At 73.9% G+C, this 18,673-nt stretch carries 21 protein-coding genes; 8 read left to right on the top strand and 13 right to left on the bottom strand.

From position 1 onward, the window contains the following. Nucleotides 1-112: 112 nt before the first annotated feature. Together LQ51_RS21275 and LQ51_RS21270 are read right to left on the bottom strand one after the other, a co-directional pair. A complete protein-coding gene (locus tag LQ51_RS21275; protein ID WP_046568341.1) occupies nt 113-565 on the bottom strand; it encodes a DUF6220 domain-containing protein in 453 nt (150 codons plus the stop codon). A gap of 9 nt (nt 566-574) precedes the next feature. Then, nucleotides 575-1,564: a carboxymuconolactone decarboxylase family protein gene (locus LQ51_RS21270; RefSeq protein ID WP_046568340.1), complete on the bottom strand. Its 990-nt coding sequence runs from the start codon at nt 1,562-1,564 to the stop codon at nt 575-577. 144 nt (nt 1,565-1,708) lie between these two features. Between LQ51_RS21270 and LQ51_RS21265 the strand changes: the two genes are divergently transcribed. The 3 genes from LQ51_RS21265 to LQ51_RS21255 are packed head-to-tail and all read left to right on the top strand — an operon-like array spanning nt 1,709 to nt 4,304. Beyond that, nucleotides 1,709-2,839: a sensor histidine kinase gene (locus LQ51_RS21265; protein ID WP_046568338.1), complete on the top strand. Its 1,131-nt coding sequence runs from the start codon at nt 1,709-1,711 to the stop codon at nt 2,837-2,839. Next, a complete protein-coding gene (locus tag LQ51_RS21260) occupies nt 2,836-3,534 on the top strand; it encodes a response regulator (protein ID WP_046568337.1) in 699 nt (232 codons plus the stop codon). The genes LQ51_RS21265 and LQ51_RS21260 overlap by 4 nt, the downstream gene beginning before the upstream one ends. A 59-nt stretch (nt 3,535-3,593) precedes the next feature. After that, nucleotides 3,594-4,304, top strand: coding sequence for a DNA alkylation repair protein (locus tag LQ51_RS21255; RefSeq protein WP_046568335.1), 711 nt, complete (start codon nt 3,594-3,596; stop codon nt 4,302-4,304). Here the strand turns inward: LQ51_RS21255 and LQ51_RS21250 are convergent. Both LQ51_RS21250 and abc-f read right to left on the bottom strand, forming a co-directional pair. Next, a complete protein-coding gene (locus tag LQ51_RS21250) occupies nt 4,301-5,905 on the bottom strand; it encodes a tetratricopeptide repeat protein (protein WP_046568331.1) in 1,605 nt (534 codons plus the stop codon). The genes LQ51_RS21255 and LQ51_RS21250 overlap by 4 nt on opposite strands. 45 nt (nt 5,906-5,950) lie before the next feature. Continuing rightward, entirely contained in the window at nt 5,951-7,594 is a 1,644-nt protein-coding gene (abc-f, locus tag LQ51_RS21245; RefSeq protein WP_046568330.1) for a ribosomal protection-like ABC-F family protein, read from the bottom strand. Nucleotides 7,595-7,933: 339 nt separating this feature from the next. On the opposite strand from abc-f, the gene LQ51_RS21240 reads away from it, so the two are divergent. After that, the gene (locus LQ51_RS21240) at nt 7,934-9,019 is read left to right on the top strand and encodes a CapA family protein (protein WP_197087862.1); all 1,086 of its coding nucleotides are present in this window, start codon (nt 7,934-7,936) and stop codon (nt 9,017-9,019) included. Nucleotides 9,020-9,030: 11 nt separating this feature from the next. On the opposite strand, the gene LQ51_RS33485 is transcribed toward LQ51_RS21240, so the two are convergent. The 3 genes from LQ51_RS33485 to LQ51_RS32920 are packed head-to-tail and all read right to left on the bottom strand — an operon-like array spanning nt 9,031 to nt 9,556. After that, entirely contained in the window at nt 9,031-9,204 is a 174-nt protein-coding gene (locus LQ51_RS33485) for a hypothetical protein (protein WP_197087861.1), read from the bottom strand. Further along, nucleotides 9,201-9,419: a hypothetical protein gene (locus tag LQ51_RS21235; RefSeq protein WP_046568328.1), complete on the bottom strand. Its 219-nt coding sequence runs from the start codon at nt 9,417-9,419 to the stop codon at nt 9,201-9,203. Before LQ51_RS21235 ends, LQ51_RS33485 begins: the two co-directional genes overlap by 4 nt. After that, the gene (locus LQ51_RS32920; protein WP_156313192.1) at nt 9,416-9,556 is read right to left on the bottom strand and encodes a hypothetical protein; all 141 of its coding nucleotides are present in this window, start codon (nt 9,554-9,556) and stop codon (nt 9,416-9,418) included. Before LQ51_RS32920 ends, LQ51_RS21235 begins: the two co-directional genes overlap by 4 nt. A 148-nt stretch (nt 9,557-9,704) precedes the next feature. Between LQ51_RS32920 and LQ51_RS21230 the strand changes: the two genes are divergently transcribed. Further along, the gene (locus LQ51_RS21230; protein ID WP_046568326.1) at nt 9,705-11,126 is read left to right on the top strand and encodes a hypothetical protein; all 1,422 of its coding nucleotides are present in this window, start codon (nt 9,705-9,707) and stop codon (nt 11,124-11,126) included. Between the two features lie 3 nt (nt 11,127-11,129). Here the strand turns inward: LQ51_RS21230 and LQ51_RS21225 are convergent, their stop codons facing one another. Next, on the bottom strand, nt 11,130-11,681 hold the full coding sequence (locus tag LQ51_RS21225) for an NUDIX hydrolase (protein WP_046568324.1): 552 nt from the start codon (nt 11,679-11,681) through the stop codon (nt 11,130-11,132). A 199-nt stretch (nt 11,682-11,880) separates the two neighbouring features. Between LQ51_RS21225 and LQ51_RS21220 the strand changes: the two genes are divergently transcribed. Next, the gene (locus LQ51_RS21220; protein ID WP_046568322.1) at nt 11,881-12,252 is read left to right on the top strand and encodes a YciI family protein; all 372 of its coding nucleotides are present in this window, start codon (nt 11,881-11,883) and stop codon (nt 12,250-12,252) included. 113 nt (nt 12,253-12,365) lie between these two features. On the opposite strand, the gene LQ51_RS21215 is transcribed toward LQ51_RS21220, so the two are convergent. Further along, complete coding sequence (locus tag LQ51_RS21215; protein ID WP_046568321.1) at nt 12,366-13,097, bottom strand: dienelactone hydrolase family protein; 732 nt, start codon at nt 13,095-13,097, stop codon at nt 12,366-12,368. Nucleotides 13,098-13,353: 256 nt separating this feature from the next. Between LQ51_RS21215 and coaD the strand changes: the two genes are divergently transcribed. Continuing rightward, nucleotides 13,354-13,824, top strand: coding sequence for a pantetheine-phosphate adenylyltransferase (gene coaD / locus LQ51_RS21210; RefSeq protein WP_231605822.1), 471 nt, complete (start codon nt 13,354-13,356; stop codon nt 13,822-13,824). Between the two features lie 28 nt (nt 13,825-13,852). On the opposite strand, the gene LQ51_RS21205 is transcribed toward coaD, so the two are convergent. The 3 genes from LQ51_RS21205 to LQ51_RS21195 all read right to left on the bottom strand — a co-directional run bounded on the left by LQ51_RS21205 (nt 13,853) and on the right by LQ51_RS21195 (nt 16,582). Next, complete coding sequence (locus tag LQ51_RS21205; RefSeq protein WP_046568320.1) at nt 13,853-15,040, bottom strand: MFS transporter; 1,188 nt, start codon at nt 15,038-15,040, stop codon at nt 13,853-13,855. Nucleotides 15,041-15,117: 77 nt separating this feature from the next. Further along, nucleotides 15,118-15,600 carry a hypothetical protein gene (locus LQ51_RS21200; RefSeq protein WP_046568318.1) on the bottom strand — a complete coding sequence of 161 codons (483 nt, stop codon included), beginning with the start codon at nt 15,598-15,600 and terminating at the stop codon, nt 15,118-15,120. A gap of 76 nt (nt 15,601-15,676) precedes the next feature. Then, entirely contained in the window at nt 15,677-16,582 is a 906-nt protein-coding gene (locus LQ51_RS21195) for a LysR family transcriptional regulator (protein ID WP_046568317.1), read from the bottom strand. 72 nt (nt 16,583-16,654) lie between these two features. On the opposite strand from LQ51_RS21195, the gene LQ51_RS21190 reads away from it, so the two are divergent. Next, nucleotides 16,655-17,578 (top strand): EamA family transporter, encoded by a 924-nt coding sequence (locus LQ51_RS21190; protein ID WP_046568315.1) that lies wholly within the window; start codon nt 16,655-16,657, stop codon nt 17,576-17,578. Nucleotides 17,579-17,656: 78 nt separating this feature from the next. Here LQ51_RS21190 and LQ51_RS21185 read toward each other — a convergent pair whose 3' ends face one another. Continuing rightward, nucleotides 17,657-18,613, bottom strand: a complete 957-nt coding sequence (locus LQ51_RS21185; RefSeq protein ID WP_231605821.1) for a sulfotransferase family protein — start codon at nt 18,611-18,613, stop codon at nt 17,657-17,659. Between the last annotated feature and the right edge of the window lie 60 nt (nt 18,614-18,673).

Below are 18,673 nucleotides of genomic sequence, written 5' to 3'. Positions count from 1 at the left end.
AGCCCGAGCGCGAGCCGGCGGCGCCGGGCGGCCGCCGCGGCGCCGGCGCCCAGCCACCCGGCGGCCGCGAGGACCGCGATCAGCAGGTCGGCGGCGATGAGCGAGGCGACGCTCACGCCGGCTCCCCGGCCCGCACCGGCGTTTCGGTGGCGTCGACCGGCGCGGGGCCGGCCAGCTTCCGCGCCGCCTGGAGCACCCGGACCACCACGTGGACCACGATGATGCCGTTGAGCGCGTGCAGCCCGGCGAAGGTCAGGCCGAGCGGGGTGCTGGCACCCCCCGCGTCGGTGAACGCGTTCGCCAGCGCGGCGATGAGCCCCTGCAGGAGCACCAGGCCGAGCGGCAGGACGGCCAGACCGACCAGCCTGCCGGGCGCCTTCGCCAGGATCGCGAACAGGACGGTGAGCAGGGTGAGGGCGGGGATCACCGCCATCCCGGTGACGCTGTGCAGCGCGTACGCGCCTTCGCCCGCGGGTTTGGTGAACGAACCCACGGCGGCGAAGACGAACTGCAGGACGAACACGACGAGCAGCACGCTGGTGACGATGACGAGAGCCTTGCGCATGACGATCTCCTAGTGGTGGGCCGGGGACAGGGTCTGGGCGACGTGCTCGGTGGCCGTGATCGCCCCGAAGGCGACCAGCCGCACCAGGTCGGCGTCGTCCGGATGGGACAGTCGCCACAGGGCGACGTCGCCGGCCGTGACGGCGCTGGGGGCGAACGCCGCCAGCAGCGCGATCCGGGTCCCGACGCGGTCCGCGCCGGGCACGTCCCGGACCAGGTCGACGGCCCAGTCGGTGGGCCGGTCCGGGTGCCGGCCGTCCTCCCAGCGCACCGTGGCCTCGACGGTCCGCCGGGCCACGTCGCCCAGCAGGTCGCCGCCGCGCCGGGCGGCGTCGCGCAGCGCCGCGTACGCGACGCCGACCGGACTCCGTCCGGCCCAGGCCGGTGGCGGCGGCGGATCGACGCCGAGCAGCGGCAGGCTGCCACCGGGCTCCTTCGGCTCGCGGGCCGCCCGGGCGTAGAGCCGGCCCCCGAAGGAGCGCACCACCGGAGACCGTTGCAGGCCGCCGGGGAGCAGATCCGGGTCGAGCAGCGCCGAGACGACCCGGTTGATGAAGTGGAAGGCGAGCACCGTGCCGGTGACCTCCGGGCCGTACGGGCTGGCCCAGGCGGTGGCCCGGGGGGTGCGGCTGGCCTCGGCCCAGGCGACCAGTTCCGCGTGCCCCGGCTGCGGCGGCGTGCCGCCCTGGGCGATGACCTCGGCCAGGGCGTGCTCGCCGAGGGCGTGCAGCAGCATCACGTGCGCGTCGACGCAGAACCGGCACCGGTTGGCCCGGGACACCGCCGACGCGGTCAGCTCCCGGTCGACCCGGGACGCGTCCCCGGCGAGCAGCGCCTCTCTCAGCAGCGACCAGGTCGCGGCCTGCACCTCGGGCACCGCCGCGAGCGCCTGGAAGGTGGGCACCGGCCCGAGGAACTCGTCGCGCAGCTGCCGGTAGACCGCCGCGGTGAGTCCACTCGCCGTCCTGGCCGGCGCGGGGGTGAAGAAGCGGTATGTCATGGGCTCGATGCTTGTCTCGGCGGGCCGGGAAAACGTCGTGCCGCCGCAGGCACTTGCCCGGCCGCCGGTACCGCGGTCGCGGTACCCCACAGCTACCGCGGGCGCGGGATGCCCGGACCGGACCGCGCGTTCTACAGTCCGGTCATGCGCCGCGACCTGCCGTACGCCCTCACCGGCCTCGCCCTCGGCGTCCTGCTGCTCGGCAACGCCGCGCTCAGCCCGGACGCCGCCGCACCGGGGCCGGCCGACGTCGCCCTGGTCCTGATCATGGTGGCGGGCCTGGCGGTGTGCCGCCGGTTCCCGGTGCTGGCGCTGGCCGTGGTGACCGCCGCCATGCTGCTGGTCCACCTGCGGGTGCACGCCGGGGCGACGGCCGCGTTCCCGGTCCTCGGCACGGTCTACCTCGCCGCCTGGCGCGGGCACCGGTGGGCCGCCGTGCTGGCCAGCGTCGGCTTCCTCGCCGGCTTCCTGGCCCGGGACGTGTCGGTCGCGCCGGCCGGCGAGGCCGGTCAGCAGCTGGCCGAGCGGACCGCCCTGCTGCTGGGCTGGTTCGTGGCCGCCAACGTCGCCGGCCTGGTCGCCGGGCAGCGCCGGGCCTACCTGGAGCAGGTCGAGCAGCGGGCGGTCGAGGCCGAACGCACCCGCGAGGAGATGGCGTTGCGCCGCGCCGGGGAGGAGCGGCTGCGCATCGCCCGGGACCTGCACGACTCGCTGACCCACAGCATCTCGCTGATCAAGGTGCAGGCCGGGATCGCCGTGCACCTGGCCCGCAAGCAGGGCGAGGAGCCGTCGGCCGCGCTGCTGGCGATCCAGGAGGCCAGCGCCGCGGCGATGCGGGAGCTACGGGCCACGCTGGACGTGCTGCGCTCCCCCGCCGACGCCGACGAGGTGGGCCTGGACCGGGTGGCGGAACTCGCCGAGCGGACCCGGTCCGCCGGCGTACCGGTGCGGGTGACCGTGACCGGCCAGCCCCGGGGCCTGCCCAGCGCGGTCGACCAGGCCGGTTACCGGGTCGTCCAGGAGGCCCTGACCAACGTGGCCCGGCACGCCGGCGCCGCCACCGCGCAGATCCACCTCGCGTACGCCCCGGCGCAGCTGACCGTCTCGGTCACCGACGACGGCCAGGCCACGCCGGTCCGGCCGGTGACCCCCGGCGTGGGCCTGAACGGCATGCGGGAACGGGTCACCGGACTGGGCGGCACGCTGCACGCCGCGGCCCGCGACGACGGTGGCTTCGCGGTCCGGGCCACGTTCCCGCTGAACGGCCCGGCATGACCGACCGCGCGCCGGAGGCGACCGCCGGGCGGCCGGTCCGGGTGCTGCTCGCCGACGACCAGGCGCTGATGCGGGCCGGCTTCCGGGCGCTGCTCGACGCCGAGGACGACCTGCTGGTGGTCGGCGAGGCCGCCGACGGCGCGTCGGCCGTCCAGCTGTCCCGGCGGCTCCGGCCGGACGTGGTGCTGATGGACGTGCAGATGCCGGGGCTCGACGGCATCGAAGCCACCCGGCGGATCGCCGCCGACCCCGACCTCACCGCGGTCCGCGTGCTCATCCTCACCAACTACGGTCTCGACTCGTACGTCTTCGCCGCGCTGCGGGCGGGCGCCAGCGGGTTCCTGCTCAAGGACGCCGACCCCGCCGACCTGTTGCAGGCGGTGGCCGTGGTGGCGCGCGGGGACGCGCTGCTCGCCCCGGCGGTGACCCGCACGCTGATCAGCGAGTTCGTCACCGGCCCGCCGCCGGCCGACCCGGCGGCCGGGCGCGACGTGCTGACCGCCCGGGAGCAGGAGGTCGTCGAGCTGGTCGCCCGGGGGCTGACCAACGACGACATCGCCGAGCGCATGGTGATCAGCCCGTTGACCGCCAAGACCCACGTGAACCGGGCCATGACGAAGCTGCACTGCCGCGACCGGGCCCAGCTCGTCGTCTGGGCGTACGAGTCGGGACTGGTCACGCCCCGGCGGCGGTGACGGCGGGCCGGGGCCCGGTTGGCGGCGGCGCACCGGCGGTGGCGGTAGGTTCACCGGTCATGGCCACCACCGCCGACGTCCGGCGCGACCTCGCCGGCCTCGCCGATCCGGGGCGGGCCGCGGCAACCAGCCGGTTCCTCCAGATGGCCCCCGGCGGGTACGGCGAGGGCGACCGCGCCATCGGCGTCAGCGTGCCGGACCAGCGCCGGGTGGCCGCCCGGTACTGGCGGGACCTGACCCTGGCCGACACGGCGGAACTGCTCGCCGGCGAGGTGCACGAGGAGCGGTTGACTTCGCTCTTCATCCTGGTGCGCAAGTTCGCCAAGGGCGACGAGGCGGAGCGGGGCCGGATCTTCCGCTTGGTGCTGGCCAACACCGGGCACATCAACAACTGGGACCTGGTCGACTCGTCCGCCCCGTACCTCGTCGGGCCCTGGCTGCTCGACCGGGACCGCGGCGTGCTGGACCGGCTGGCCGGGTCGGACCGGGTGTGGGACCGGCGGATCGCCGTCATGGCGACGTTCGCCTTCATCCGGGCCGGCGACTTCGAATGGACCTTCCGGCTCGCCGACCGGCTGCTGCGCGACCCGCACGACCTCGTGCACAAGGCGGTGGGTTGGATGCTGCGCGAGGTGGGCAACCGGGACCGGGCCGCGGCGGAGGAGTTCCTGGCCGGCCGCTACCGGGACATGCCGCGGGTGATGCTCCGGTACGCGATCGAGAAGTTCGAACCGGACCGACGCCGGGCGTACCTGTCGGGCACCGTCTAGCCCGTCGCGCGGTGGGATCGCCGGCGCGCGGCCCGGGCCAGGCGGCCGAGCCCACGGAGACCGGCGAGCAGCAGCCAGCCCAGCCAGGCCAGCAGGCCCGCGCAGGTGACCAGGAACGCCGGCCCGGCGACGCTGTCGGGCAGCGGACCCGACGGCAGGAGCGCGCTCAGCACGATGGTGACCAGTTCCAGCAGCGCGGCGAGGGTCAGCGGGACGAGCAGCAGCCCGAGCGCGGCGTTCTCCCGGCCGGGCCGCCGGATGAGCCGGCGCCGCGACCACACCCCGTAGCCGAGGAACCCGGCCAGCGCGGCCACGCCGACGGCTGCCCGGGCCGGCCAGGACGCCGGCGGATCGATGGCCAGCAGCAGCGGCAGCACGGTGAACACCGCCCCGGCCCGGGCCAACCGCAGCGCCCACCGGCCCCCGTACGACGCCGCGCGCTGCTCGGCGAGCAGGTCGGTGCCCGACGGCTGCGCCGCGGCGCCGGCCGTCCTCGGGGCATCCGCCGGGGTGCCGCCCGGACCGGCCGCCGATCCGGGCGCGGGCGGTGGCGGGCCGGCCACCCGGCGGTCGACGGCGAACACGGCCGCCCCGCTGACGAACAGCGCCAGCAGGTGCGCCACCATCAGGCCCAGCATGACGTCCGACGGCGGCCGGTCCGGATCCTGGCCCAGCGCGGTGCCGAACAGCCCGACCGCGGTGAGCGCGCACAACGCCAGCCCGAACAGCCGGGCGCGGACCCGGATGTCGGCGCGGAGCAGATGTCCGGCGTACACCCGCGCGCCCGGGGAGAGGGCACGCCAGGTCCGGGCGGCCCACAGCAGCCACAGCAGCGGCGGCAGCGCGGCCAGCGCCCACACCCACGGGAGCATGGCGAACATGCCGATGAAGCCTCCGGTCCAGACCGACATCAGCGCCCACCCGCCGAGGCCGCCGATGACCACCCGGTCCAGTTCGGCGCGGGCGGTGGGGTTGGTCGGTTCGGCGGCCAGCACCGCGCTGAGATGCCCGGCGGCGGACGCCAGCCGCCCCTGGGTGGCCGCGACCCGACCGAGCCCGGTGAGGGCCGCGGTGTGCTCCGGGTCGAGCGCCAGCGCCCGCCGGTACGACCGGTTGGCGGACCGGTGCCAGCCGATCGTCTGGAACATCAACCCCCGGATGTGGTGCGGGCCGGCCGAGTCCGGGGCCAACACCACCGCCTGCTTGATCACCCGGAAGGCCCGGCGGGGCTGCCCGAGATTGAACGAGGCGAGCGCCGACGCCGCGTACCCGCGCCAGTCGTCGGGGGCGAGCCGGACGGTCTCCGCCGCGCTGGCCCGGGCCGCCGTCGGGTCGTCCACCCCGAGCTGGGCGAACGCGAGCAGCAGGTGACCCTCGGGCTGCGCCGGTGCGACCGCCACGGCCCGCGCCGCCGCCTCCCGCATCGCGGCGAACTCGTCCTCCGCCTGGTACGCGCGGGCCAACATGCACAGCGCCTCGACGTGCTCGGGATCGCCGGCCAGCACCGTCGCGAGTTCCTGCCGGGCGGCCTCGATCCGGCCGACCTCCAGCAGGTTGCCGGCCCGGGCCACCCCGGCGTCGGCCGCCGCCTGCCTCGTCATCGGCTCACCCTACGGCCACGAGGCACAACGCATGGCTCGCGTTCGTCACGAGGCGGGCAGGTCGGGTGCGGGGATCTCGCGCAGGTGGCCGCCGTCGAGGCGCAGCCACCGCCGCACCCCGATCTCGGTGAGGAACCGCTCGTCGTGGCTGACCACCACGAACGCGCCCCGGTACGCGGTGAGGGCGCTGGCCAGTTGGCCCACGCTGACCAGGTCGAGGTTGTTGGTGGGCTCGTCGAGCAGCAGCAGGTGCGGTGCCGGCTGGGCGTAGAGGACGCAGGCGAGGGTGGCGCGCAGCCGTTCGCCGCCGGAGAGCACCCCGGCCGGAAGCTGGGCCCGGGCGCCGCGGAACAGGAACCGGGCGAGCAGGTTCATCCGTTCGGCCTGCGGCCGGTCGGGGGCGTACGCGGCGAAGTTGTCCGCGACGCTCCGGTCGAGGTCCAGCAGGTCGAGGCGTTGCGACAGGTAGGCGACCCGCCCGTCGGCGCGGTGCACCTGCCCGGCGTCCGGTTCGAGTTCGCCCTGCAACAGGCGCAGCAGCGTGGACTTGCCGGCGCCGTTGGGGCCGGTCAGCGCGATCCGTTCCGGTCCCCGGATGCTCAGGTCGACGCCGTCGCCGGCGAAGACCGCCCGGTCGCCGTGCTGCACCCGCAGGTGCTCGGCGGCGACCACGGTACGGCCGGCGGGCACGGCGGTGTCCGGCAGGTCCAGGGTCAGGGTCTGGTCGTCGCGGAGCGTACGGCTGGCCTCGTCGAGCCGGGTCTGCGCCTCGCTGACCCGGTTGGCGTGCGCCTGCTGCGCCCGGCCCGCCGACTCCTGGGCGCTGCGTTTGAGTCCACCGGCGACGATGCGGGCCAGCCCGGCGTTGCCGAGGTTGCGGGCGGCGTTGCTGGCGCGGCGTTCGGCCCGCTCCCGGGCCTGCTGCATCTCCCGCTTCTCCCGCTTCACCTCCTGCTCGGCGCTGCGTGCGCCGCGTTCCGCCGCCTCGCGGGCCACCCGGGCCGCCTCCTCGTACGCGGTGAAGTTCCCGCCGAACAGGCGCAGGTCACCGCGGGAGAGTTCGGCGATGCGGTCCATTCGGTCCAGCAGGACCCGGTCGTGGCTGACCACCAGCAGGCACCCCGACCAGTTCTCCAGCACCTCGTACAGCCGGTGCCGCGCGTCGAGGTCGAGGTTGTTGGTCGGCTCGTCGAGCAGCAGCACGTCCGGACGCCGGAGCAGTTGCGCCGCCAGTCCGAGCGAGACCACCTGCCCACCGCTGAGCGTGTGCAGGCGCCGCTCCAACGCCACGTCACCGAGGCCGAGCCGGTCCAGCTCGGCGCGGCTGCGTTCCGCCACGTCCCAGTCGTCCCCGACGGCGGTGAAGTGTTCCTCGGCCGCGTCGCCCGCCTCGATGGCGCGCAGCGCCGCGAGCGCCGCGTCGATCCCGAGCACCTGCGCGACGGTCAGCTCACCGGCGAGGGGCAGGTTCTGCGGCAGGTAGCCGAGGACGCCCTCGACGGTCACGCCACCCCCGGTGGGGGCCAGTTCACCGGCGATCAGCCGGAGCAGGGTCGTCTTGCCCGCGCCGTTGGGCGCGACGAGGCCGGTGCGGCCGGGCGGCACGGTGAAGGACAGGTCCCGGAAGACCGGCGTGTCGTCCGGCCAGGAAAAGGACAGGTTCGTACAGACGATGCAGACATCAGACATCGGGAGACACCCTCGACAGGAGAACCGGGGTACGCCAAAGACGCCCCGGCGGGGCGGACAGGTCCACGACAAGGCAGGCCACCGTCGGCGCAGGCCGGCGTGCGGCCGGGGCTGCTCACCCCGAAATGTCGTCGTCCCCCGTCACCATGATCCGCTCCCTCACCTTGCTCAGCGCGGTCTCCGGAGCCAGCCTAACAACATCCGGGGCCGGTGGCGGCGCCACCGCTCAGGCGCACGGCCGACCACTGTTCGACCGGTCAGCCATTTCCGCAGGGTATGACGGTTTCGGGGGCGACCGACGGATCGCGCGACGGGCCTCGGACCGCGTACCCTCGCCGCGTGATCGGCAAGCGGGCGCGCACGGCGCTGGTGGTGGCGGCCGCCGTCGGGCTGGCCGGATGTGGCACCGGTTCGACCGGCCCGGAACCGGTCTGGCACGGAGGCACGCCGGGTCCGACGCCGCCCGCCGCCGCTCCCGCGACGGCGGACCAGGACGCCGCGGCCGAGGTACGGCTGACCTTCGCGGGCGACGTGCACTTCACCGGCCGCACCCGGCGCCTGCTCGACGATCCGGAGTCGGCGTTCGGGTCGATCGCCTCGGCGCTGCGGGACGCCGACCTCACGCTGGTCAACCTGGAGACGGCGGTGACCGACCGGGGCACCCCGGAACCGAAGACATACCACTTCCGGGCGCCGAAGACCGCCTTCGCGGCGCTGCGCGCGGCCGGGGTGGACGCGGTGTCGATCGCCAACAACCACATCCTCGACTACGGCCGGCAGGGGCTCTCGGACACCCTGGCCGCCGCCGCGGAAGCCGACTACCCGGTGTTCGGTGCCGGCCGCGATGCCGACGCGGCGTACGCGCCCTGGCTGACCACCGTGCGCGGGCTGCGCATCGCGGTGCTCGGCATGTCGCAGGTGCATGACCTGGCCGGGTCGTGGCGGGCGACGGACACCCGGTCGGGGGTGGCCATGGCGTTCGATCCGGCCCGGGCCACCGCCGCGGTGCGCGCGGCCCGCAAGCAGGCCGACCTGGTCATCGTCTTCATGCACTGGGGCGTGGAGGGCAACCCGTGCCCGAGCGCGGAGATGAAGACGTTCGCCGGGAAACTGTCCGGATCCGGCGCCGACATCGTGGTCGGTACGCACGCGCACACGCTGCTCGCCGACGGCTGGCTGGGCCCGACCTACGTGCACTACGGGCTGGGCAACTTCCTCTGGTACGGCACCTCGCACAGCACCGACTCCGGGGTGCTGAACCTGGTCGTGCGGGGCCGGACCGTCGTGGACAGCCAGTTCGTCCCGGCGACGGTCTCCGGCAATGGCCAGCCGGTGCGGGCCACCGGGGCCGGCCGGCAGCGCATCCTCGACCGGCTCGCCACCGCACAGCGCTGCACCGGCCTGGCGACGCGGCGCGCCGGCTGACCGACGCCCCGTCAGACGAGCCGCTGGATGCGGACCTTGGGACGCTCGTTGCGCAGGTGGCCCTGCTTGTGCTGGCGGACCTGCTCGTCCCAGACCGCCTGGTCGTAGTCCGGATCGGGTGGGATCCACCGGTGCGAGCCATCGCTGTAGTGGAACTTCTCGTCCCCGGGCCGCAGGATGCTCACCGCAGCCAGCCGAGGAAGCGTCGGTGCAGCACCCCGGCCGGTAGCCAGGTCAGGTCCTCGGCGGCGCGCACCAGCTGGGCGCCCAGATAGAGCGCCAGGGACAGCGGAGCACCGTCGAACTCCGCGCGCAGCTCGCGCCGGCGGGTGCGGCAGGGCCACGGCGCGCCGCAGCCGCCGCAGCTCCAGATCGGCAGCACCGGGTCGTGGCTGCTCACGCGCGCTCTCCGCGCAGCGCCGCCGGCAGGGACCGCGCCCGCCGGGCGGTCGCCCAGACCACCCGCCCGCACGGGTACGACGTCAGCCGAGCGGGGGCCGTCGCCGCTGCGGCCAGGTACTCAGAGTTGACTGTCATGCCAGCACGGTGCCGCTGAACCCGGTTCAGCAGCCATGTCGGCACGTCATGTCACGGTGACATGACGCTTCTCGACCCGTTTCTGATCACGTTCTAGGCTTCCGACAGACACCGTCAGTAGTCATGTGGCGACGCCGGGGAGCTGGACGTGCTAGTTGACCCGCTTCGAATTCCTTCCGATGTCTGGTCCGACAGCGTCGTCTGCGAGGCGCTGCGCAGCCGGAACATCGGGGCGTTGTTCCGCCGGATCGGCCAGCTGACCGGCGCGAGCCAGACCCGGATCGGCGCTGGCGTCGGCTTGGAGCAGGGCTACGTCAGTCGCGTCGTGGCCGGACGGAGGATCAGCACGATCGAGGTGCTGGAACGGGTAGCGGCCGGGCTCGGCATGCCCGACGAGTCCCGGATGGCGCTGGGCCTCGCGCCCACGCGAAGGCCATGCCAGCACGACATGGCCGGCACCGCCGAGCAGCGGCAGGGTGACGCCGCGGCCGACCGGTGCTGGCGCGACGACCTGCATGCCGCCGTACGGCTCTGGGAAGGCGATGTGAACCGCAGAGACCTGATCCGCCAGACGTCATTCGCCTCGACGAGTTACCTCCTTCCGGCGCTGCGCTGGTTCACCGCACCCTCCGGGCCGCCGCTGAACGCGTCCGGCCGTCGCATCGTCGGCCAGCCCGACATCGCGACCGTCCGTGAGATGTCCAAGACCTTTCGCCAACTCGACAACCGGTACGGCGGGGGCCATGCCCGTGGCGCGGTGGCGCGCTACCTCCATGAGGAGGTCACTCCGCTGTTGACCGACGGCCGGTATGACACGGCGACCGGCCGCAGCCTGCTCAGCGCAACCGCCGAGCTGACCCAGCTCGCCGGATGGCAGGCCTATGACGTTGCGCAGCACGGCGTCGCTCAGCGTTACCTGACCCTCGCCCTGGACCTCGCCCGCGCTGCTGACGATGCCGGTCTGGGCGCGGAGATCCTGGCCGCAATGAGCCACCAGGCCACTTACCTCGGTCAAGCCGCGACCGGAATCGACCTCGCCCGGGCGGCCGGGCAGACCGCCAAACGCGCCGGGTTGGCCGTCCTGCTTGCCGAAGCGCACGTGATGGAAGCCCATGCCCACGCCACAGCCCGGGACGAGAAAGCCTGTGCCGCCGCCCTGCACCAGGCCGAACAGACCCTCGACAAGGCTGACCGCAGCGGCAACCCGCAATGGCTTGGCTACTTCGATGAGGCCTACCTGTCCGCGAAGTTCGCGCACTGCTTCCTGGCCCTCGGCAGGGCGTTGCCCGCTGAGCGCTTCGCCAGCCGGTCACTCAAGATGGACGAGCGTTACGTCCGAGGAAAGGCGTTCAACCTGTCGCTGCTCGCTTCGGTGCAGGTCAGACGAGGAGAGCCGGAACGCGCCTGCGCCATCGGCACGGAAGCACTGACGCTCACCGGGCAACTTCGCTCGGCGCGAGCCGTCCGCTACGTACGCGACCTGCAGTCCCAGCTGGCGCCATACCGAAACCGGGCCGCCGTACGACAGTTCAGCACGCGAGTGAACGCCGTCCTGGGCAGCCGACGATGACCGCTACCACTCGCCGCGTGCGTCCCGGGCCACCAACTCCAGCACCGCCATCACGGTGCCTGCGCCGACGATCTCACCGCTGCTCACCAGCGCACGCGCCTCGCCGAGCGGAATCCAGGCAACCTGCTCCGTCTCGTTGATGTCTGTGGGTGGCCCGATGTGCTCCGCGCTCCGGGAGAGAAACAGCAGGTTTTCCGCGTCGGCCGTGCCGACCCACGGCTGGAATGTCAGCAACGGTTCGAGTGCGCCCGGGCGCCAGCCGGTCTCCTCTTCAACCTCCCTGGCCGCGCAGACAACCGGTTCCTCCTGGTCGTCGACGTAGCCACCGGGTAGCTCCCAGACCCAGCGGTCGATCACGAAGCGGTGTCGTCGCATCAGCAGCAAGCGCCGCTGGTCGTCCAGCACAGCGACCATGGCCGAACGGGGGGCGCGGATCACGTACTGCTCGAACCGGACTCCGTCGGGCAGCTCCACCGATGCGATGCTCAGCCTGGCCCGCCGCGTGTCGTCCACCACCCGCTCGCGGTGGATCGTCCACCGGGTCAACTCCGCCATCGGGCCAGTATCGAGGTCGCCCGGTTGCCACACCAACCTGCCTGGAGCGTGCACGGACACCCGGCCAGGACGAGGCGGCTTCCGGGTGGCAGAAGTCCCGGGAAAAGTTCTTCTGGCATAACGTCGGATCCGAGGCGAGCGGTTCGTAGCAGGGGTGAGCGGCGGCCGGAGCATGCCGCCGGGACAAGGGAGTCATGGCATGACGCGGTACTTGATCTCGTTCAATGACGGCGCGATGGACCACATCCCCGCCGCGGAGATGCCCGACGTGGGCAAGGCCTCGCACGAGGTGGTCCAGGAGGCCGTGAACGCCGGCGTGTGGGTGTTCGGCGGCGGGCTGGAGCGGCAGCGGGCGAGCGTGGTGGCCACGGACGGCACGGTCACCGACGGCCCGTACCCGGAGACCAAGGAGGTCGTCGGCGGGTTCGCGGTCGTCGACGTGGCCACCCGCGAGGAGGCGCTGGTCTGGGCGGCCAAGATCGCCGCTGGTTGCCGGTGCGCGCAGGAGGTCCGCGAGTTGATGGACGACCCCGAGACGGACGCGATGCTGCGCGCGGCCGCCGGGCGGTGACCGCCGGGCCGCTGTCCACCTTGGTGCGGGGCCGCACCCCGACCGCGGTACGCCGATGAACGGCGCCGCCGCGGTCGGGGCGGCCGGCTCCTACCGGGTGCCGCTGCCCGGCGTCACCTGAGGTGCCGGGCGAAGAACCGGCTCACGGCGTCCCCCTCGAAGTGCGGGATGCCGGTGTGCCCGCCCATGTTGGCGTGCAGCGTCTTCTCGGCGGAGCCGAACGCGTCGAACAGGTCCAGGGCCAGCTGACGGTCGTTGCCCTCGTCGTCCCACTGCAACAGCACGTGCAACGGGATGGTGACCTGCCGGGCCTCGGCGAACATGACGCGAGGCACGTAACTGCCGGCGAACAGCACGGCGGCCGCGAGGCGCGGCTCGACCACCGCGAGGCGTACCCCGATCGCGATCACCCCTCCCGCGTAGGCGACCGGGCCGCGCAGCTCGGGTCGGGCGAGCAGCGCGTCCAGGGTGGCCCGCAGTTCCGGGACCGCCTGGTCGACCAGCGGAAGAACGAGCCGTTCGACGATCTCGTCGGTGACCGGTTGGCCGGCCGCCAGCGCCCGGTGCAGGTCGGCGCGGGCCTCGTCGAGGTCGGCGCGGCGGGGTCGCTCGCCGCCGCCGGGGAGTTCGATGGTGGCCGCGGCGAAGCCCGCCGCCACGCAGTTCTGGGCCCGGACCACGAGCCGGGGGTACATCCTGCGCAGTCCGCCGGGGTGGCCGAGCAGGATCAGCGGTGCCGGTGCCGGTGCCGATCCGGGCGTCCACAGGATGCCGGGGATCTCACCGAGGGTGAATTCGCGTTCGAGTACGCCGTCGTCGAGGCGTTGTTCGGCGGTGAAGTGCATGGTCGTACCTTTCGGGAGGGCTCGTGAACGGCGCTCCCGGACGACCTATCGCCCGACCGTGACCCTCGAGGGGAGCACCCACGTCGAAACGTTCATGGGTACCACCTCCTCGGTCTCTCGCACGGCCTGCGCGGACGTTAGCAGCGCCTCCGGCGGTCCGCCAACCGGGTTTCCGGGGCGCGACGCGGCCGGAGCGGCGGCGACGGAAGCCTGACGGTACGGCTGGCATGATGGCGGTCATGTCGTTGGAGACGCGGTGACCGCCGGGTCAGCCGCCGCGGCGGTGCCCGGGCCCGGTTCGTTGGCGGTCTATCCCGGCACGTTCGATCCGTTCACCCCCGGGCACCGGGACCTGGTGGCCCGGGCCCGGGTGATGTTCGACCGGGTCGTCGTGCTGCTGGCGGTGAACGCCGACAAACGGCCGACCGCCGAGGCCACGGCCCGGGCCGCCCGGGTACGCGCGGAGCTGCCGGGAGCCTGGGGCAATGTCGAGGTCGACACCTGGGCCGGCCTGACCGCCGCCTACTGCGTGCGCCGGGGCGCCACGGTCATCGTCCGCGGCTTGCGCAGCGCCGGGGACCTTCGGCAGGAGCATCAGCTCGCGGCGATGAACGCGCACCTCGGGGTCCAGACGGTCTGGCTGCCGGCCCGTCCACGGTTGGCCGCCACGTCGTCCACGGTCGCTCGCGCCTACTGGTCGGCGCAGGTGTCCGCCGCCCGTCCCTGAAGCGGGGTCGCTCGCCCGCGAGCCTGGGTCAGGACGTCCGCACCATCGTCGCGGCGCGCTTCCGCGGCACCCTGGGCCGGCGGCGGACGATGGCCGCGGCGGCGAGGCAGACCCCGGCCGCCGCGACGAGCGGCGTACGGCTGCCGAGGTGGACCGCCCCGGCGCCGAGCGGGATGGCGAGCGCGATGGGCCCGAACATCGCCGTGTTGGCCGTGCCGGAGACCCGCCCGAGCAGCTCCGTGGGGGTGTGCGTCTGGATCGCGGTGACCGCTGCGACCAGGGTCCAGGGCAGGCCGACGCCCGCCACCACCGAGGCGGCGAGGACGCCCGGCCACCACGGCAGGCACCGGCCGAGGCAGCCGGCGGCGAACAGGACCGTGCCGGCCACTCCGACCGCGGCCGGGCCCCACCGGGTGACGATTCGGCCGATGACCAGCCCGCCGGCGACGGAACCGGCGCCCTGCCCGCTGACCAGCACCCCGAGGAACGTCGCCGGCAGGTGCAGCTCGGTCGTGACCGTCGCGTAGAAGCCCGCGGTCGTGAAGCCGGACATCGCGATCGAGACGGCCGCGAGGATGACGGGGACCCGGATCGTCGGTTGTCCGAACAGGACGGCGACCCCGGCGCGCAGGCCGCGTTGCCGTTCGGCGGGCAGGTCCGGCGGGGTGCGGTTCAGCCGCAGCGCCGCGTACAGGACGGCGACCAGCACCGGCATGACGGCGCTGAGCACCGCTACCGCGTGCCCGCCCTGCCAGGTGTAGAGGCCCGCGCCGGCCAACGGCGCGATCAGTTTCATGCCCTCCTGCGCGCTGGACCGCCAGCCGTTGACGGCGCCGAGTTCCGCGGCGGAGAACGCGGACGGCAGCAGCGCCGTCTCACCCGCGTCGATCAACACGTAGCTGACGCCGTACGCGACCGAGACCGTGAAGATCAGCCACGCCTGACCGGGTCCCCGGACCGCGAACAGGGACAGCAGGACGGCGGCCAGCGCGAGGTTCACGGCGATGATCAGCGGTCGCCTCGGTGCCTGGTCGAGGACGCCGCCCAGCCACGGTCCGGCGAGGACCGGGGCGTACACGCAGAGCTGCGCGAGCGCGGCGAGGCTGCTGGAGTCGGTGAGGTCGAGGATCCAGATCCCGGAGGCCAGGGACATGGCGCTGCTGCCGAGGCCGGACAGCAGCGAGATCGCCACGAACAGGCCGGCGTTGCGGCGCATGCGCCCTCCAGGGTTGAGTCGATACGACTCACATCCTGGATATTTGAGTCCGGGTGAAGCAAGGCCGAAGCCGTACGTCAATCTCGCGTTGACATCACGGCTTCCATCGCCGTGACGGCCGCCCGGGCCGGCGCGGGCACCTGCAAATGCGCCGCGCCCGCCAGGTCGTCGACGAGATGCCGGGCCAGGGCGTACAGCGAGCCCGGCGCGGCATCGCGAGCGTGTTCGGCCGTCCTGCGCACCAGCGCCGCCCGGGGAAACCGGGTGTCCCACGCCCGGTCCGCGTCGATCCATCGCCGCAGCTCGGATACGGCTGCCCGCAACGCCGCGATGCGCGCGGAGTAGCGGAGATCGAGTTCCCGTCGCCGGGACCGCTGGGCGGCGGCCAGCCGTTGCCGGCGTTGCTCGGCGGCCTGCCGGCTGCCCAGGCCCAGCACGGCCGCTATCTCCGCCCAGGTGGCCCCGGCGTAGCGCGCCCGGTCGATCAGTTCCAACTCCCGCTCGTCCAGGCGGATGCGGGCGTCGCCGAGCTCGGCCAGCCGAGCCAACTCCACGGTCATCTGTCAACGCTACGTTGACAGGCAGGCGGCTGGCTAGGCTCCCCCGCTCGACGGCGGCCGCACCTCGTCGGTGTGCTCAGGCCCGGACGCCGGCGGGGCTGCCCAGCTCGGCCAGCAGGGCAATCACCGCCGGCCGCTGCGGCCGGCCGCCGAGAGCGCGGGTGACCGCGAAGATGCGTCGCTCGGTGACCGGCTCGACCAGCGGCTCCACGTGCACCCCGGGCGGCACGTGGCGCAGCGCCAGCGCCGGCACCAGCGCGGCACCGAGCCCGGCCGCGACCAGGTCCAGCGTGAGCGCAAAGTCGACGGAACGGTGCCGGATGTCCGGCTCGAAGCCGGCGAGCCGGCAGGCGTGCAGAGTGGACCGCAGGCAGGGCGTCTGCTCGGCGCTGGCGATCCACGGCACGTCACGCAGCTCGCTCAGCCGGCCGGTGCGCCGGCCCCAGCCGACCGGGGTGATCAGGTGCATCGGGTCAGCGGTGATCGGGTGCCGGTCCAGGTCGTCGACCAGCGGCGCGGGCACGTGGTCGTACTCCTGGAGCACCACCACGTCGAGGGTGCCGGAACGCAGGTCGAGGCGGCTCTGCTGGTCTTCGGCCTCGATCACCCGCACGTCCAGCTCCGGGTGCTTCGCCCGGGCGCGGGCGGCGGCGGGCGCCACCAGCGCCCCGGCCGCGGACGCGAACGCGCCGATCCGCACCGTGCCGCTGACCCCGTGCCTAATGGCCGCGAGCCCGGCCACCGCCTGCTCCACCGCGCCCAGCACGGTCTTCGCGTGGCTGGCCAGCACCTCGCCGGCCGGGGTGAGCACGATGCCCCGCCCGGCCCGCTCGACCAGGTCGTGCCCGGCCTCGCGGGACAGCTGGACGAGCTGCTGGGAGACCGCCGACGGGGTCACGTGCAGGGCCGCCGCGGCGGCGGTGACGCTGCCGCGCAGCGCGACCTCGTGCAGCACCCGCAGCCGGCGAACGTCCAGATCCATGTAGCCAGGCTACATCGGCGATGAAGAACATTGAACTGGTCCTTAAGCGTCCGGTCCGGCACCGTAACCGGCATGAAGGCATCACACCGGCTGCTCGCCGTGCTCGTCGCCGCCATCTGGGGCGTCAACTTCGTCGTCATCGAGGTGGGGCTGCGCGACCTGCCGCCGCTCGTGCTGACCGCGCTGCGGTTCGTGGCGGCCGCGGTGCCGCTGGTCTTCCTGGTGCCGCGCCCCAGCGCCCGGCTGCGCTACGTGCTCGGCTACGGGCTGGTGCTCGGCGTGCTGAAATTCGGTGCGCTGTTCACCGCGCTCGCCGCCGGCATGTCCGCCGGCCTGGCCTCGCTGGTGCTGCAGGCGCAGGCGCTGATGTCGGTGCTGCTGGCGGCGGCGGTGCTCGGCGAGCGGCCGGCGCGGGCGCAGGTGGTCGGCGTACTGGTCGGATCGGTCGGGATCGGCGTGCTGGCGATGGACAGCGGTGGCCACGCCACGGTGATCGGCTTCGCGCTGACCCTCTTCGCGGCGGCCAGCTGGGCCGTGGCCAACCTGGTCATGCGGGCCAGCGGCGAGACCCGACCGCTGTCCCTGCTGGTCTGGTCGAGCCTGGTACCGCCGCTGCCGCTGCTCGGCCTGGCCGGCGCGCTCGACGGCCCGCAGTCGGTGCTGGCCGCGATCACCGGGCTGTCCTGGCGCGCGCTGCTCGCCGTGGCCTACGTCGCGTACCTGTCGACGCTCGTCGGCTTCGGCATCTGGAACCGGTTGATCGCCCGGTACTCGGTCACCCGGGTGGCGCCGTTCAGCCTGCTGGTGCCGGTCTTCGGGCTCAGCGCCGCGTGGCTGCTGCTCGACGAGCGGGTCGGCCCGACGGAACTGGCCGCCGCCGCCATCGTCCTCGCCGGGCTGACGCTGGTGGTCCGGCGGTCCACGGTGGACCGCGACCCCGCCACGGCGGCGAGCGAGAGCCGCGGGCCCGGGTACGCCGCGGCCCCCACCGCCTGACCCGGCGCGCCCGGCGCGGCGGTCACCGAGCCGTCGAGCGGCGCGCCGTGCCGCCGCCGGGGTGGAGAGCGGGAGCCGTCACTCGTACCCCATGGCCGGGATGATCTCGCCGAGGGCCGCCTCGACGGACCGGCGGGTGTCGTCGTCGAACTGGTTGTCGCGGTTGCTCAGCTTGTGCGCCTGGAACGTCGCGACGGTGGCGAAGTCCTCGACGCCGAGCCGCTCGAACAGGGCGCGGCGCTGCCCGGGCCAGTCGGCGGCGAGGTCTTCCGCCTTCACCTCGACGTACCGCCGGCCGGTCAGGTCGACCGTGCCCTTCCAACCGAGCCACCGGTGGTAGATCGGCGTGAGGTAGGCGAGCGCACCGTCGACGGTGGGCGGCGCCCAGGGCTGGGCCAGGTGGGAGGCGAGCACCGCGACCGGGTGACGCGTGATGTGCACGATGGTCGCCTCCGGGACCAGCTCCCAGAGAAACTCCATGCACAGCAGGTTGAACGGGGTCTTCTCGCACCAGGTCGGCTTGCCCGCGTCGGCCGCCGCGCCGCCGAACAGGGTGTCGACCAGACCCCGCAGGATCGCCAGCAGCTCACCCCGGTCGTCGAAGTACCGGGGCACCACCCGCCGGCGGCCCCGCGGGGCGAACGGACCGGCCGGCCGGTCGGCGTCGCCGAAGCCCTCCGCGGGCGCGGGCTCGTCGAAGGTGTACGCGACCAACCGCGGCCAGAGCTGCTGCACCGCGTCCCGGTAGCGCCGCTCGCCGACCAGCTCGGGAACGGTCTTGCCGCGATCGTCGCGCCGGCCGGGCACCCGTACGGTGAGGAAGTCGCTGAGCCGGTGCAGGGCGTCCTCACCGACGGTGGGGTCGTACCGGTGCGTGAGCGCATCGGCAAGGTCCCGCAGGCCACCCGGGTCGATGAGGAACCTGGTCTCCATGGGGATCCGGTGGATCAGCGGATGCTCGCCGATGATGTCGGCGATCCGTGACGTCCCGGACCGACCCGTGCCCGCGACGAAGACCGGTGAGGGGGAAGGCATGGCGAGAGTCAACCGTGCACTCCGGACCGGGGCAAACCGATTTCCCCGGCACCCGCTGCC

The organism is Micromonospora sp. HK10, from assembly GCF_000982955.1.
GTDB lineage: Bacteria > Actinomycetota > Actinomycetes > Mycobacteriales > Micromonosporaceae > Micromonospora.
The sequence above is the reverse complement of the archived record's forward strand: the minus strand, read 5'-3'. Positions and strand labels throughout refer to the sequence as shown.

Excerpts from the sequence above, each read along its gene's own strand:
- LQ51_RS21275 (WP_046568341.1), bottom strand. The coding sequence starts at position 565 with ATGCGCAAGGCTCTCGTCATCGTCACCAGCGTGCTGCTCGTCGTGTTC.
- LQ51_RS21270 (WP_046568340.1), bottom strand. The coding sequence starts at position 1,564 with ATGACATACCGCTTCTTCACCCCCGCGCCGGCCAGGACGGCGAGTGGA.
- LQ51_RS21265 (WP_046568338.1), top strand. The coding sequence starts at position 1,709 with ATGCGCCGCGACCTGCCGTACGCCCTCACCGGCCTCGCCCTCGGCGTC.
- LQ51_RS21260 (WP_046568337.1), top strand. The coding sequence starts at position 2,836 with ATGACCGACCGCGCGCCGGAGGCGACCGCCGGGCGGCCGGTCCGGGTG.
- LQ51_RS21255 (WP_046568335.1), top strand. The coding sequence starts at position 3,594 with ATGGCCACCACCGCCGACGTCCGGCGCGACCTCGCCGGCCTCGCCGAT.
- LQ51_RS21250 (WP_046568331.1), bottom strand. The coding sequence starts at position 5,905 with ATGACGAGGCAGGCGGCGGCCGACGCCGGGGTGGCCCGGGCCGGCAAC.
- abc-f (WP_046568330.1), bottom strand. The coding sequence starts at position 7,594 with ATGTCTGATGTCTGCATCGTCTGTACGAACCTGTCCTTTTCCTGGCCG.
- LQ51_RS32920 (WP_156313192.1), bottom strand. The coding sequence starts at position 9,556 with ATGACAGTCAACTCTGAGTACCTGGCCGCAGCGGCGACGGCCCCCGCT.
- LQ51_RS21225 (WP_046568324.1), bottom strand. The coding sequence starts at position 11,681 with ATGGCGGAGTTGACCCGGTGGACGATCCACCGCGAGCGGGTGGTGGAC.
- LQ51_RS21220 (WP_046568322.1), top strand. The coding sequence starts at position 11,881 with ATGACGCGGTACTTGATCTCGTTCAATGACGGCGCGATGGACCACATC.
- LQ51_RS21215 (WP_046568321.1), bottom strand. The coding sequence starts at position 13,097 with ATGCACTTCACCGCCGAACAACGCCTCGACGACGGCGTACTCGAACGC.
- LQ51_RS21205 (WP_046568320.1), bottom strand. The coding sequence starts at position 15,040 with ATGCGCCGCAACGCCGGCCTGTTCGTGGCGATCTCGCTGCTGTCCGGC.
- LQ51_RS21200 (WP_046568318.1), bottom strand. The coding sequence starts at position 15,600 with ATGACCGTGGAGTTGGCTCGGCTGGCCGAGCTCGGCGACGCCCGCATC.
- LQ51_RS21195 (WP_046568317.1), bottom strand. The coding sequence starts at position 16,582 with ATGGATCTGGACGTTCGCCGGCTGCGGGTGCTGCACGAGGTCGCGCTG.
- LQ51_RS21190 (WP_046568315.1), top strand. The coding sequence starts at position 16,655 with ATGAAGGCATCACACCGGCTGCTCGCCGTGCTCGTCGCCGCCATCTGG.
- LQ51_RS21185 (WP_231605821.1), bottom strand. The coding sequence starts at position 18,613 with ATGCCTTCCCCCTCACCGGTCTTCGTCGCGGGCACGGGTCGGTCCGGG.